Source organism: Liquorilactobacillus hordei DSM 19519 (assembly GCF_019443985.1).
Classification (GTDB): Bacteria; Bacillota; Bacilli; order Lactobacillales; family Lactobacillaceae; genus Liquorilactobacillus; species Liquorilactobacillus hordei.
The window spans coordinates 528,912-541,901 of the sequence record NZ_CP049303.1; the positions used below are offsets into that span (position 1 = coordinate 528,912).

The window sequence follows — 12,990 nt, forward strand, 5'->3', positions numbered from 1 at the left end:
AAATGTGTTCCTCAAGTCAGTTTTCTCCGTCTAGCTTTGAATTACTTATAGCTAAAGCCAGGCTATATTCGTAATTCTTCGCTAGTACTCGAAACTTCCCGACTTTGTACTGCCTTAAAAAAGTTGGACATGTTTGTTTTAATTATTAGTTAGATACTGTTTACGATATTCGACTGGAGTTAATCCGTGACGCTTAAGTGAAATTCGCTGGTTATTATACCAAGCAACATAATGTTCCACTAATGTACTTAGTTCACTGAGCGAAGTAACCTTAATGCGCCTTAAACATTCACGTTTAAGCATACTGAAAAAGCTCTCAACTGGGGCATTGTCTAAACAATTTCCCTTACGAGACATGCTTTGAATGAAATGATGATGTCTTAGTTTAGCTTGATAATTGGTCATTTGATATTGCCATCCTTGATCAGAGTGTAGAATTGGTTTAGTTGTTGCGGGAATCTTTTTAATGACTGTCTCAAGGGTTTGATCGATTAAAACACGATTGGGTGTTGAACTAACTTTAGCGGCTAAAACTTCATTACTAGCCTCATCAATAACTGTCGAAATATAACCCCATTTTCCACACGTAAGTTTAAACTGACTGACGTCAGTATGCAAAACAGTATATGGTTTATGGGCCTTGAATTGTTGCTTGAGCAAGTTAGGTACCACCTGTCCAACATGACCATGATATGAGTTGTACCGCCCAGAATGTTTTGAAAAAAGAGTAACTTTCAGACCCATAGAAAACATAATTTTACGAACAGTTTCTAGACAAAGTTTAACATGATGCTGTTTTAAAACAAATCTCATGCGACGATAACCATAAGTTTGATGAGAGCGGGCAAATTCTTGCCGAATAATTTGTTTAACCTGACGATATTTATCAGGCCGGTTTAGACAAGCTAAATGATAGTAATACGTCGAACGCGCAAGTCCCGCAACTTTTAAGAGCGTAATAAAGGGATAATCACGCCGCAATTCGTTAATTGTTTTAACTTTTAGTGCTGTTTTTTGTTTCGAATTACGGCATCCAATTTTTTTAGATAAACATTCTCAATTTTAGTATAGGAAAGTTCCTGTTCTAAATGTCTGATTTGTTTTTGTTGTCTCTCTATTAACTGTTGTTCGGTCTTTTTCTTGGATGTTTCTTTCTTTTTCTTAACCATCTTGGGTCGTCCTATCTTAGATGAAATTACGGCTTTAATTCCAAATTGCCGCATTAATTTAAGCCAATTATAAACGACTGTGTGGCTGATATCAAAGTGGATGGCTGTTTTTTGAATACTGGTAGAATGGTTCAAGTAATAGGTAATAACCGCTACCTTGAAATCATTAGAATAGTGTCGGCGTTTAAGCTGTTTAAGACCGGTAGGGCCAAAAGCTTTATAACGCGACACCCAAATTACTAACGGAGTATCACTCGGCATCTTATATTTCAGACACAGTGTGTGGAGTGAATTTTCACCATTTAAATATTCTTTAACTACTTTCAACTTAAAGCTGTAGGTATAATTACGTGTCAAAAAAGCACCTCCAAAACTTGATTTACATGTCCAAGTTTTGTAAGGCACTTCACTTGAATCACACTCTTAAACGTGTTCATCAAGTCAGTTTCCTCCGTCTTGCTTTGAACTACTTATAGCCAAAGTCAGGCTATATTCGTAATTTTTCGCTAGTACTCGAAATCTCTCAACTTGAATCACACTCTTATAAATAAAGTCTGATATTAAACCAGTAAAATGCTATAATAACCTTAATTTAATGACGATGTAGGGAGTAGTAATGTATAATCAGATGAATTATTACAAGATTCCGCGTGATGAATGGCGGAACTTGTACCAAAAATATCAGGTTTCCTTATCTGCAAAGGAATTATCACGGATTAAATCTGTCAATGACCGTATCTCATTAGCTGATGTGCAAGATATTTATCAGCCGTTGGTGCATTTGTTAGGAATCCATATGAAATCACGACAAGAGTTAATGAAGCAGCAAGCAGAGTTTTTAGGAATTGAAGCACACAAAGTCCCCTTTATTCTAGGGATTGCGGGAAGTGTTGCAGTGGGTAAGAGCACAACGGCTAGATTGTTGCAGACTCTGTTGAGTGCAACATATCCTGAGAAAAAGGTGCAGTTAATTACGACTGATGGTTTCTTGTATCCGAATAAGGAGTTGAAGAGACGCCAAATAATGCAACGCAAAGGTTTTCCTGAAAGTTATGATATGGGACGGTTGCTGACATTTACCAATGATGTGAAAAATGGTTTACCTGCTAAGGCACCAAGGTATTCGCACAAGGTCTATGATATAGTTCCTGATGAATTTGATGTTGTGGACAATCCGGATATTTTGATTGTTGAAGGAATTAACGTGTTACAGTTACCAAGTAATCAGCAACTATATGTCAGTGACTTCTTTGACTTTTCTATCTACGTAGATGCGCATGAAGATCTGATTCAAGGCTGGTATCTTGAGCGGTTTGAGACATTGTTAGATACGGCATTTCAGGATCCTTCTAATTATTATTATCCATATGCGATTGGAGATCGAACTAAGGCGACTAGGATGGCTAGACGAGTTTGGCTTACAATAAATAGACCAAATTTACGTGAATATATCTTACCAACAAGGAATCGCGCAGATTTAATCTTACACAAAACACAAAATCATCTAGTAAACGAACTTTTTTTGCGTAAATATTAGAAAACACTAAAAATTGTCCGGAATTTACTAGAAATTGATTGAAATTAATTTGACCCTTAAAGCTCTAATCGGTAGAATAAAAGTAGTAAACGTTCCAAAATTTGAAGACGAGGTGAACCTTCTTGACTAATGTTGACATGCAGGCTTTTGACAAGATTATTGTGCTTGACTTTGGGAGCCAGTATAATCAATTGATTACCCGCCGAATTCGTGAGTTCGGTATCTATTCAGAATTGCTATCACATAATTTGACAGCTGCTGAGATTAAGAAAATGGCACCTAAGGGAATTATTTTCTCTGGTGGGCCTAATAGTGTTTATGATGAGAATGCTTTCCATGTGGATCCTGAGATTTTTGAACTCGGAATCCCTGTTTTAGGAATTTGTTATGGGATGCAGTTAATGGCAAATGAGCTTAATGGTAAGGTGGAAAGTGCTAATAACAAGGAATATGGCAAGGCTGATATTCATGTAGCATCCGCTGACGAACCAATGTTCAAGGGATTACCAGCTACGCAGACGGTATGGATGAGTCATGGTGACCTAGTAACAAGTGTCCCTGAAGGATTCAGGATTGCTGCGACAAGTGCTAATTGCCCAATCTCTGCAATGTCAAATGATGAGAAGAAGTTCTACGGTTTACAGTTCCATCCAGAAGTCCGTAACACAGAACACGGTAATGATATCTTGCGTCATTTTGCCTTTGATATCTGTAAGGCACGTGACAACTGGTCAATGGATGATTTCATTGATATGCAGATTGATAAAATTCGTGAAACTGTTGGTGATAAGAAGGTTCTGCTTGGTTTGTCAGGTGGTGTTGATTCATCAGTTGTGGGTGTCTTGTTGCATAAAGCAATTGGAACACAGCTGACAAGTATCTTCGTAGATCACGGACTGTTGCGTAAGGGTGAAGTTGAACAGGTTATGGCAAGCCTTGAAGGTAAATTCGGGCTGAACATTATTCAAGTAGATGCTAAAAAGCGCTTCATGGATAAGTTAGCTGGTGTTTCTGATCCTGAAAAGAAACGTAAGATCATTGGTAACGAATTTATTCGTGTCTTTGATGATGAAGCTGCTAAGTTAGATGGAATTGATTATTTAGCACAAGGAACACTTTATACCGATGTAATTGAATCGGGAACAGATACAGCACAAACAATCAAGTCACATCACAATGTTGGTGGCCTGCCAGAAGATGTTCAATTCCAGTTAATTGAACCCTTAAGGACATTATTCAAGGATGAAGTTCGTGAATTAGGTGAAAGACTTGGAATGTCGTCTGATCTTGTCTGGCGTCAACCATTCCCAGGACCTGGTCTTGGAATTCGCGTGATTGGTGAAATTACAGAAGAAAAACTTAAAATTGTTCGTGATAGTGACTTGATTCTACGTGAAGAAATCGCTAATCATGGTCTTGATAGAGAAATCTGGCAGTACTTCACGGTACTTCCTGGTATCCGCAGTGTTGGTGTCATGGGTGATGGTCGGACTTACGATTATACGGTTGGAATTCGTGCAGTTACTTCGATTGATGGGATGACTGCTGATTTTGCTAAGATTCCATGGGATGTCTTACAAGCAATCTCAGTTCGAATCGTTAACGAGGTCGATCACGTTAACCGCATAGTGTACGATATTACGTCGAAGCCACCGGCAACGATTGAGTGGGAATAGTAAATAGCTTAGCTTAGTTAGCTTATATAAGGCTTTCTAAGCTATTTTTGAAGTCAGAGCTAACAAAGAGCTAACAATAATTTTAAGATTTTTAAATAATAGTAAAGAGGTGTTAAGTGTGGAATATCAAGTTAGAATTTCTTACGAAACTGCTGAAATTTTAGAAAATTTAAAAGATATTTATGAAACAAAAGAAGGTATTCATTTTTCAAAAAGTGATGTTTTAATGAAAGCCATAAGTGACAATAGGGCATTATGGAATGATGTATCTTGGAAAGATATTATTGTAAAACGGAATAAGAAAAATATTGTTTCAAGCTCATTAAGACCAAAGTTTGATGTTTCTAAAGATACAAGTAATGATATAGAGTATTTAAAAAAGATTTTACCAAAATGTTTAGATTCTCGTTCAGTGACTTATGGAGTTGTTATTAAATATATTTTAAAGATAGCACTATTTGAATTGCAAAAAAAAGAACCAAAAACAATTAGAGAAATGATTGAATTTTTTGAAGAAAAACATTTAAGTAAAGCTAATACCGATGAAGAGAAAGAGAACATTAAATCTTTTGCAGGAAATATAATAAATAGCCTAGATAAGATTTCATATGAGAAATAAATGATTTGAATTTATTTTAATAAGTCTTAAAGGCTTATTTTTTTTAAAATTTTAATTGACAAAAAAAGGAGGAAACATATTGACTGATATAGTCCAACGTGCTAATATACAAAAAGAGGAGGAAAAATAGTGACTAAAAGAGGCTAGGAGGCGATTTGATGTTTTTAGAAGAATTAGAAGAAATTGAAAGAGAGGAAGGGAAAGAAGCAGTTTGGCAGGCAATTGAGGATTCAAAGGAATGGGAAGAAATTAACCGTGAAAATTGGGAATTTTAAATTGGAGGAATGAATCATGGATAATTTAGAGTTTAAAAATAATGTTTTGGAGCCTTTACGTCAAGTAAGGTTAGGAATTTGTGAAAAGAAATTAATTGCGAAAAAGTATGATTCTGTGAGTGCAGAAGATAAGCAAAATTTTTATTCTGCTATAGGTGAATATAAAGGGATTGTGCAAGGTGTTTTTATTGATAGATTATACGATATTTTTGTTTATTCTTTAAATTCTGAAGATGAAGACGGGGAAAAACTAATAGATTATTTGAAAGATAAGAAAGGATTTAAAGAAAAACGAATCAGTTCATTTTCAATTAAAACTGAGGAAGAAAAACATAAAGGAGAAGAAGAATGATGAAATATTTAAATTCATATTTTGCTAGTGCTTATATTTCACTAGCAGTTATCATGAGTATTCTTTTTGGCTTCACAATAGATTGGCATTGGCATACTTTTCAAGCTTTTTATTCTTTAAAACTTTTTGCAGGGGTTATTTTAATCACGTTGCTAATAAGTATTCCTGCTTTGATAGAACAATTTTTTGAAAACAAAAGAAATCAATAGGAGGTAAATAGGATGTTAGAAAATCAATGTTTATGTTGGTTTAAAGATACGTTATTTACAAGCTTTTACAATGATGAATTGGTGTATTTATCTAAGAAGATGTCAAAGAAAAAGTTGCAAGTACTTGATAGAATAACGGAAATGAATGAAGGAGGTTTCGATTTTTTTTACTTTGATAACGTTCCTTTTACAGATGAAAATTTATTGGTAGTTCCTAATCCACATAATACTCTGCAATTTTTTATCTTTAATTATGTTAAAAAGAATGACTTACTTTTTGTCAAAACGCTTGATATTAAGGATTATTTGGGAGTTCTGGAACATCTAGAAGAATTTAAAAATAAGCTTGATTTAATTATTGTAAAAGAGGGGTATTAAAAATATGCATACTTCAAATAAATTTAAGGAAAATATTCTACTGATAATAGGCTTGATTTTGTTTATTTTAGCTGGATTATTAAGAACTTATGAAATTGTCGCTTTATTTATAGCTCTTTTTGGACTGCTGGCGTTATTTATTAGCTCTTGGTACACGATAAAACGGAGGTTCTCAAATTTAATAGCCTATGTTAAGTCTTGGTTCAATTAGAGGGGGGAAAATTATGTGGCAACTTTTAAGAGAACGACGTGCTCGAGTACGTGGAGAACCTATTGTAGTTTCTCCTTTACTACCTAACGCATTCGTTGATTATATAGATATCTTAAAATTTAATCAGCGTATTTTGAGCTTTTTTCTAACATTTTGGATAGCTGTTGGATTCATTTCAGGAAATTGGCTTGCGGAAATTGTTGTATCTGTAACAGGGATTCCTATTTTATTTAAACAGTATAAATATTTTAAAAATCTACGCCATTTCTTCAGATATGAATATGAGACTGATTACAAACTTTTAAATTTTATTCAAGAAGCGGACTTAGATGAAAGCACTGTTGTTGTTTATGAAGAAAATTCTAGTGAGTTGCTAGTTAGGTTTTTGAAGAGTAATAACCCTACGTTAATCAATCAGTTAGAAAACTTAGAAAAATCTTTAGCAAGTTTATTTGGTATTTTGCCCGAAAAAAGAATTGATACACAAAGCGTTGATTATGTTTTTACTCTTGTCAAACCTGAAAGACTGGTTGTAACTGCTACGGAAGAACCTGAATTTACTGATGATATGAACATTGATTTGGGTTATGGCGTTGTCTATAACCCTATCAAGACACCGCATGTATTAATAGGTGGTGGAACTGGTTCAGGTAAAACAATTTATATAAGTTTCTTTCTGATTGAGCTCATGAGAAGGCATTCAATCATATATATTGCAGACCCCAAGAACTCGGACCTTGGTAATCTGTCACATTACCTTGATGACCATGTGGCTGTAACACCAAATAATATTGCTAGAATTACTAGACTTGCGGTTGAAGAAATGGAAGAGAGGTATTCAATTATGAACGACCCTCTGAATTTTAAATATGGTTCAAATTTTGTTGACCATGGTTTTAACCCTTTATGGTTAATTTTTGATGAAATGGGAGCTTTCCAAGCTAGTGCTACAGACAAAGAGGGGAAAAAGATTGTAGATGAAGTTATGTCAAATATTAAACAGATTATTTTATTAGGACGACAAGCCGGGTGTTTCATTTTAGTTGCAGCTCAGCAAATGCGTGCGGAAACCTTGAATTCTGATTTGCGTGATAATCTCGGTTTGAGAATAGCACTTGGAAACAACAGTCCAGATGGATTAAGGATGATTTTTAATGCACACATGCCAGCTTCGTTACCTGATGTAAGTGTAAAAGGTTCTGGTTTAATCTATGTTGAATCGACTGAAAAAAAGGGAGCAGAATATTGGGAAAGTCCTTTCGTTGATACCACAAAGTTTAACTTCATTGATGAGCTGTTAAAGTATAAAACAGCAGACAAATATTTTTCAGAATAAACGGTTTTGGAAGTAAGATTGTTCTTTAATCTTACTTTCTAAAACTGTTGCAAATCAGCGGATTTTGCTGATTATTAAAACAAAAATTAAATTGAAAGAGGTAATTTAAAGTATGAAAAAATTCGAAGTAGATAGTTTCTTAGAACCCAAATTATTGGGAGATGCATTCCTTGCCGTACAAGCAGAAGAAATTTTTGATTTTGAGGATAAAGAAAAAAAGGTTGGGTATTCTTTCTTTATAAATATTCAAGACCCTAAGTCTGAATTCTATTATAGCTCTTTCGCAGTAAAGATTAAGACATTAACTCCGTCTTTGAAGATTGAAGAATTGAGTAAAGGTCCTAAACCTGTAACTTTTAAAAATTTTTCAATGGGTCAATATAAAGGACGACTTTGGTTCTCGGCTGATGATATTATAGCCAAATAGATTGATTCAAACTACTTAGCATGGAAAATTTTTGAAAGGGGTGCGCTGTCGGGACGACAAAGCGCAAGTGGAACGTCCCTAAAAAAATTTCCATGCTTTAGTAGTTAGAAGAAAAATTTATTTTTCTTCTATGTTTATTTATTATATAAACCAACTTAATGAGAAAAATCAAATTGCAAACATTAATTTTTAAATATATTGTGGGGTGATTCCTTGTATAACGAGAAGATAAAATTCTCGGATACCTTCACAGAGATTTGGACATATTCTAAGCCAATTGGTCAGGGACGAAAAGAGCAAGATAGAGATGATGTAAAGAAGCGTCGTTCTTTTGAAGAATTGTCTAAAGAAGAACAGAAAGAAAAATTAATTCGTTTGCAACGTCATAGGCAAGAATGTAAATGGGAATTGATGAGATTAATTGAAACAAATTGGGATTCAAGAACCTCATTTATAACGTTAACGACGAAAGAAAAATTTGAACGTGATAAATTTACCGAACAATTTATGAAATTTATTAAGAGGCTTAATTATCAAGTGTTTGGGACTAAAAAGGCGACACTAAAGTATGTTGCTACTTTGGAAACTCAGAAAAGAGGGGCATACCATGCACACTGTTTATTTTTTTCAGTTCCCTTTATTGAGCATAAAAAACTTTTGAAGATTTGGGGTCTTGGGGGAGTGAGAATTAATAAATTGAATAAGCTAGATGATGTAAGCAATTGTGGCCGATATTGCGTCAAGTACATGGAGAAGTCTCTCGGTCAGGAGCTATTATATTCTGTTGGTAAAAAAGCGTATCTACGTTCAAGAAATTTAAAAATACCGGAAGAAGTAAAAATATTTTCTGTTAAACCACTTGAATTTGATAAAGAATTGATTGTTTATGAAAGTGATTATTTTTCTAAAGTTTACGTTGAAGGAAAATTAGTAAATAACCCTGTTCATTATCGAAAAATACGAAATAAGGGGAAATGCAGTGATGATAACTAGGTCAAGATTTAAACAGAACGAAAAAGTAGCTGTTATAAATGAATTTTCTGAATTGATAACAGGAATTATTAGGAATATTGATTCCTATGGTGGAAATACTTTTTATGATGTTAAGCATAATGATGGTTATATAAAACATATTCCTGAAAGTTCAATTTATTCAATGCCAAAACAAAAAAGCTTATCTAGAAAAGCTATGGATTTTTCTATCGAATATCACGAAGATTCTATAAATGAACTGATTATTGTCGCAAATTATGTATCTTGTGTTTCAGAACTTGAAGAATTATCTGCTGTGGTATATCTACAGGATATTTTAACAAAAGGTTGTTCCCTAGAAAAATTAGAAATTGAATTTTCAAAAGAAATTGTAGCAGCCGTCGTTGCTCTTACAAAAAAGAAAGAAGAAACGGATAGAGTTTATTTAAGAAGATTGAAGGTTAATGATTGGGCGCGAGTAATAAAAATTGGTGATTTTATTTATAAACAATCTTTGTTACAGATAAATGATTCTGCTAAAGAGAAGTATTGGAAAGATGTTTACTTTTTAGAAAATAAGAAGGTGATTTAATTGAATAATGAAGAAAGTTTTTCAGAAAAAGCTTTGAGAGTTGCTAGTAAATATTATGAGGGGGAGATGTTTGTTGGAAAGCTCACATTTATTGAATATCTTAGTAATGTAGTTGAATTGGTAAAAGAAGATATTCATTCAAACATTGATGAAGACAAACTAATTGCCGTAGCGTACTTGCATGGTGTTTTGGAAGATACAGATTGCACAAAGGAAGACTTGAAAAGTCTATTCCCAGAGGAAATTGTTGAGGGTGTTGTTAAGTCAACATACGGAGAATATCAGGCTGAATGTCGAAGTGAATGCCGAATTGAATCTGGCTTTGATGATTTTCTCGAATGGTTGAAAACAAATGAATTTGCAAGAATAGTTAAAATTGCAAGGCTAAAATTTATTTTTAAAGAAGAAATAAATATCTTAATGCTATAAATTTTTTACAACAATAAAGGGGAATATAAAAAGTAATGGAACTTGGTGCAAATTGTTATGTTGTTGGAGATGTTGTTGAATTTAAAACAAGTAATCAATTGTTGATAGGAACTATTGTTGTTAGTGATTATGGTGTACTAGGGTACTCTTCAAACAGATATGATATTTTTGCACAAAAAATGTTATATAAGCATGTTGAAGAAAAGTTCATTGTGAGAATGGTAGAAAAAACAGATAGACTTGTTTATTGGAAAAGACGTATTGAAACTTTTCTTGACGCATTGGGGGGGTTAGAAAAAGAGAGAATTAAAAGAATAAAAAGAGGTCAAAACCTATTTGAATTGAACAAACAAATAAAATCAGGAAAGTATTTAGTAAGCACAGAGTCGGGAAGTAAATATTTAATTCAATTTGATAAAGAAGAAATTTTTATGATTAGAAAAAATGAGCAAAATAACTTACGTAAAGATTCTCAAAGTATAAGAGTGTTATTTTTGGACGTAAGAATAGGATTGCCAGCATTTTTCATTTTAGAACCTTTAGGAAATAGTGATTTTACAATTCGTCAAACAACGAGAGTTACAGAAATAAAAGAATTTGATAGTTGAAAGTGGGTGTAATAGTAGATGTTGACACTAACAAAAAAAGAATTAATTGCTATTGGATTTGGACCAAGTCAATCAGCGGACATTATAAGGCGTTCTAAGCGATTAATGGTTTCTAAGGGCTTTGGATACTATACAAGTAAAAGGCTCGGTAGAGTTCCTGTTAAGGCTGTAGAAGAGGTATTAGGCATATGCATAGCAGATGAAAAAGGAGAGTTAGTTGATGCCACGAGTAAGTAATGTTTATTTGAATAAGAAAACAGGAAAATTTTATTTTGTCGCGAACCTTGGTTTTGACGAAAATGGAAAAAGAGTTCAACACTTTAAGCGAGGGTTTAGTACACAAAAAGAAGCAAAACAAGCCTATGATGAATTTATGAACAATCGTTCTGAAAGTGGAATAAATAAAAATAGTTCAATGAGTTTTGAAGTATTTTATGAAGACTATTTTTTGTCTGATTATAAGCGTTCGGTTAGAAAAAGTACTTTTGATAATAGAAAATTAATAATGGATAAACAGTTTAGATACTTTAACAATAGAAAATTAAAAGATATTTCTTTGGCTTATTTGAAAAAATGGCAGAATAATCTTTCAGAGCAAGGATTTAGCAATGGATATATAAGGTTGATTTTTGGTTTGTTAGAACAGGTTTTAGATTTGGCAAAAAAACTTGGTATGCTGCAAAAGAATCCAGCAAGGCAAGTAGGAAATGTGAAAAAGATAAAAAGGAAAGTAGATTTTTGGACTATTGAGGAATTTAGAAAGGTCTTTGCTACTTTTGACGATAATCAATATTATGATTTTTTTTCAAAAGTATTGATAGATTTTCTCTATATGACTGGTTTAAGATTTGGAGAGGCTCAAGCTTTAACGTGGCAAGACATAGATATACAAAATTGTATTGTTCACGTTAATAAGTCAATGTATTATAAAAATGCTGATGAATATTATATTGGAGAACCAAAAACAAGTGCAAGTATTCGTACAATAGCTATTGACCATGATACTGCTAAAATGTTGGCAGATTGGAAAGTAGTTCAAGAAAAGAATATTGGTAGTACTGATTTTGTATTAAGCTATAATGGAAGTCCAACTAATCGGAGTACAGCAAGGCATATGATAGAACATCATGCCGAAATGGCTGGTGTACATCGAATTAAGGTTCATGCTTTGAGACATTCACACGCTTCAATGTTGATTGCTATGGGCGAAAATGCTTTGGTTGTTCAAAGTAGGCTCGGACATTCTGATATCAAGACCACTTTGGGGGTGTACAGTCACCTATATCCTAATGTAAATCGTGAAGTCGCTGATAGAATTGTTGGAATACTTGATGGTGTAAAGTTTAATAAGAATGCAAAAAGAAAAACATTTAACGGAAATGAATATCTAAAAGGAAGTGATTTGTGATGAAATATTTTATTGCGGATATGCATTTTTGTCATGCGGATATCATTTCATTTAGTAATCGTCCATTTAAGAATGTTTTAGAAATGAATGATGAGATGGTTAAACTTTGGAATGAACGGGTGCAATCTTCAGAAGATGAAGTCTATATATTGGGAGATTTTATGTATCGAGGTTCTGCAGAAAAAGCAAATGAAATATTGAAAAAGTTAAGAGGAAAAAAATATTTAATTAAGGGAAATCATGAGCAATATTTAAATGATTCTGCATTTAATTTAAATAATTTTGAATGGATTAAAGATTACTATAGCTTTTATTACAAAAGAAAGGAAATAGTGTTGTTTCATTATCCAATTCTTGAGTGGGCTCAATATTATAACAATTCTATTCTGCTTTATGGGCATGTTCATGATAAAAGAATAGAATACTTCGATAGTACTTTGGGGCCAAGGGCATTGAATGTTGGTGTAGATAGAATTGGATTTGCTCCTTTAAGTATTGATAAAGTATTGGAAAAAATTGAAGAACAGGAAATATTATTTTACTAAATAGAAGAGCTAACAATTTGCAAACAATCCTTATTAAACAAGATATATTTTAGTTTACTGTTAGGGACTAAAATGTTGTTATATCAGTATTTCAATTGTAATTAATTTCTTAAATGATTGAGTGGGAATAAAACTAGTATAAATCAACAAATTAAATAATTCTGAAAAGCGCTAAGTTGCTCTGAACAATCAAATACGAGTCTCACTTGTTCCGACTTAAATCGGGATTGTGAGTACCAAAAAAAGT

General features: G+C 33.2%; 17 protein-coding genes. 15 read left to right on the forward strand and 2 right to left on the reverse strand.

The features are described 5' to 3' along the window. Window positions 1-138: 138 nt before the first annotated feature. On the reverse strand, window positions 139-981 hold the full coding sequence (locus G6O70_RS03675; RefSeq protein WP_219934266.1) for an IS3 family transposase: 843 nt from the start codon (window positions 979-981) through the stop codon (window positions 139-141). A 20-nt stretch (window positions 982-1,001) separates the two neighbouring features. Continuing rightward, the gene (locus G6O70_RS03680; RefSeq protein ID WP_219934265.1) at window positions 1,002-1,526 is read right to left on the reverse strand and encodes a helix-turn-helix domain-containing protein; all 525 of its coding nucleotides are present in this window, start codon (window positions 1,524-1,526) and stop codon (window positions 1,002-1,004) included. A gap of 259 nt (window positions 1,527-1,785) precedes the next feature. Here G6O70_RS03680 and coaA point away from each other — a divergent pair, with 259 nt between their 5' ends. The 15 genes from coaA (at window position 1,786) to G6O70_RS03755 (ending at window position 12,743) form a co-directional block, all read left to right on the forward strand. Further along, window positions 1,786-2,706, forward strand: coding sequence for a type I pantothenate kinase (gene coaA / locus G6O70_RS03685; protein ID WP_057870288.1), 921 nt, complete (start codon window positions 1,786-1,788; stop codon window positions 2,704-2,706). 137 nt (window positions 2,707-2,843) lie between these two features. After that, complete coding sequence (gene guaA, locus G6O70_RS03690; protein ID WP_187327485.1) at window positions 2,844-4,382, forward strand: glutamine-hydrolyzing GMP synthase; 1,539 nt, start codon at window positions 2,844-2,846, stop codon at window positions 4,380-4,382. 118 nt (window positions 4,383-4,500) lie between these two features. Further along, window positions 4,501-5,001 (forward strand): hypothetical protein, encoded by a 501-nt coding sequence (locus G6O70_RS03695; protein ID WP_057870290.1) that lies wholly within the window; start codon window positions 4,501-4,503, stop codon window positions 4,999-5,001. 291 nt (window positions 5,002-5,292) lie between these two features. Continuing rightward, on the forward strand, window positions 5,293-5,628 hold the full coding sequence (locus G6O70_RS03700) for a hypothetical protein (protein WP_057870291.1): 336 nt from the start codon (window positions 5,293-5,295) through the stop codon (window positions 5,626-5,628). Next, window positions 5,625-5,837 (forward strand): hypothetical protein, encoded by a 213-nt coding sequence (locus tag G6O70_RS03705; RefSeq protein ID WP_057870292.1) that lies wholly within the window; start codon window positions 5,625-5,627, stop codon window positions 5,835-5,837. The genes G6O70_RS03700 and G6O70_RS03705 overlap by 4 nt, the downstream gene beginning before the upstream one ends. Before the next feature lie 12 nt (window positions 5,838-5,849). Next, window positions 5,850-6,215: a hypothetical protein gene (locus tag G6O70_RS03710; protein WP_057870293.1), complete on the forward strand. Its 366-nt coding sequence runs from the start codon at window positions 5,850-5,852 to the stop codon at window positions 6,213-6,215. A gap of 224 nt (window positions 6,216-6,439) precedes the next feature. Beyond that, window positions 6,440-7,762: a type IV secretory system conjugative DNA transfer family protein gene (locus G6O70_RS03715; protein WP_083481951.1), complete on the forward strand. Its 1,323-nt coding sequence runs from the start codon at window positions 6,440-6,442 to the stop codon at window positions 7,760-7,762. A gap of 112 nt (window positions 7,763-7,874) precedes the next feature. Continuing rightward, window positions 7,875-8,189 (forward strand): hypothetical protein, encoded by a 315-nt coding sequence (locus G6O70_RS03720; protein ID WP_057870295.1) that lies wholly within the window; start codon window positions 7,875-7,877, stop codon window positions 8,187-8,189. A gap of 213 nt (window positions 8,190-8,402) precedes the next feature. After that, a complete protein-coding gene (locus G6O70_RS03725) occupies window positions 8,403-9,182 on the forward strand; it encodes a rolling circle replication-associated protein (RefSeq protein ID WP_057870296.1) in 780 nt (259 codons plus the stop codon). Further along, window positions 9,172-9,753 carry a hypothetical protein gene (locus G6O70_RS03730; protein ID WP_057870297.1) on the forward strand — a complete coding sequence of 194 codons (582 nt, stop codon included), beginning with the start codon at window positions 9,172-9,174 and terminating at the stop codon, window positions 9,751-9,753. The genes G6O70_RS03725 and G6O70_RS03730 overlap by 11 nt, the downstream gene beginning before the upstream one ends. Beyond that, window positions 9,754-10,182, forward strand: a complete 429-nt coding sequence (locus G6O70_RS03735; protein ID WP_057870298.1) for a hypothetical protein — start codon at window positions 9,754-9,756, stop codon at window positions 10,180-10,182. It abuts the gene before it with no gap. Window positions 10,183-10,217: 35 nt separating this feature from the next. After that, complete coding sequence (locus tag G6O70_RS03740) at window positions 10,218-10,790, forward strand: hypothetical protein (protein ID WP_057870299.1); 573 nt, start codon at window positions 10,218-10,220, stop codon at window positions 10,788-10,790. A gap of 18 nt (window positions 10,791-10,808) precedes the next feature. After that, window positions 10,809-11,027 carry a DUF3173 domain-containing protein gene (locus G6O70_RS03745; protein WP_057870300.1) on the forward strand — a complete coding sequence of 73 codons (219 nt, stop codon included), beginning with the start codon at window positions 10,809-10,811 and terminating at the stop codon, window positions 11,025-11,027. A 7-nt stretch (window positions 11,028-11,034) separates the two neighbouring features. Next, on the forward strand, window positions 11,035-12,198 hold the full coding sequence (locus tag G6O70_RS03750; RefSeq protein WP_258236155.1) for a site-specific integrase: 1,164 nt from the start codon (window positions 11,035-11,037) through the stop codon (window positions 12,196-12,198). Beyond that, window positions 12,198-12,743: a metallophosphoesterase gene (locus G6O70_RS03755; protein ID WP_057870302.1), complete on the forward strand. Its 546-nt coding sequence runs from the start codon at window positions 12,198-12,200 to the stop codon at window positions 12,741-12,743. Before G6O70_RS03750 ends, G6O70_RS03755 begins: the two co-directional genes overlap by 1 nt. Window positions 12,744-12,990: the final 247 nt, after the last annotated feature.

Bases quoted from the DNA above. Each gene is read 5' to 3' on its own strand.
- coaA (WP_057870288.1), top strand. From the start codon at position 1,786: ATGTATAATCAGATGAATTATTACAAGATTCCGCGTGATGAATGGCGG.
- guaA (WP_187327485.1), top strand. From the start codon at position 2,844: ATGCAGGCTTTTGACAAGATTATTGTGCTTGACTTTGGGAGCCAGTAT.
- G6O70_RS03700 (WP_057870291.1), top strand. From the start codon at position 5,293: ATGGATAATTTAGAGTTTAAAAATAATGTTTTGGAGCCTTTACGTCAA.
- G6O70_RS03705 (WP_057870292.1), top strand. From the start codon at position 5,625: ATGATGAAATATTTAAATTCATATTTTGCTAGTGCTTATATTTCACTA.
- G6O70_RS03710 (WP_057870293.1), top strand. From the start codon at position 5,850: ATGTTAGAAAATCAATGTTTATGTTGGTTTAAAGATACGTTATTTACA.
- G6O70_RS03715 (WP_083481951.1), top strand. From the start codon at position 6,440: ATGTGGCAACTTTTAAGAGAACGACGTGCTCGAGTACGTGGAGAACCT.
- G6O70_RS03720 (WP_057870295.1), top strand. From the start codon at position 7,875: ATGAAAAAATTCGAAGTAGATAGTTTCTTAGAACCCAAATTATTGGGA.
- G6O70_RS03730 (WP_057870297.1), top strand. From the start codon at position 9,172: ATGATAACTAGGTCAAGATTTAAACAGAACGAAAAAGTAGCTGTTATA.
- G6O70_RS03740 (WP_057870299.1), top strand. From the start codon at position 10,218: ATGGAACTTGGTGCAAATTGTTATGTTGTTGGAGATGTTGTTGAATTT.
- G6O70_RS03745 (WP_057870300.1), top strand. From the start codon at position 10,809: ATGTTGACACTAACAAAAAAAGAATTAATTGCTATTGGATTTGGACCA.
- G6O70_RS03755 (WP_057870302.1), top strand. From the start codon at position 12,198: ATGAAATATTTTATTGCGGATATGCATTTTTGTCATGCGGATATCATT.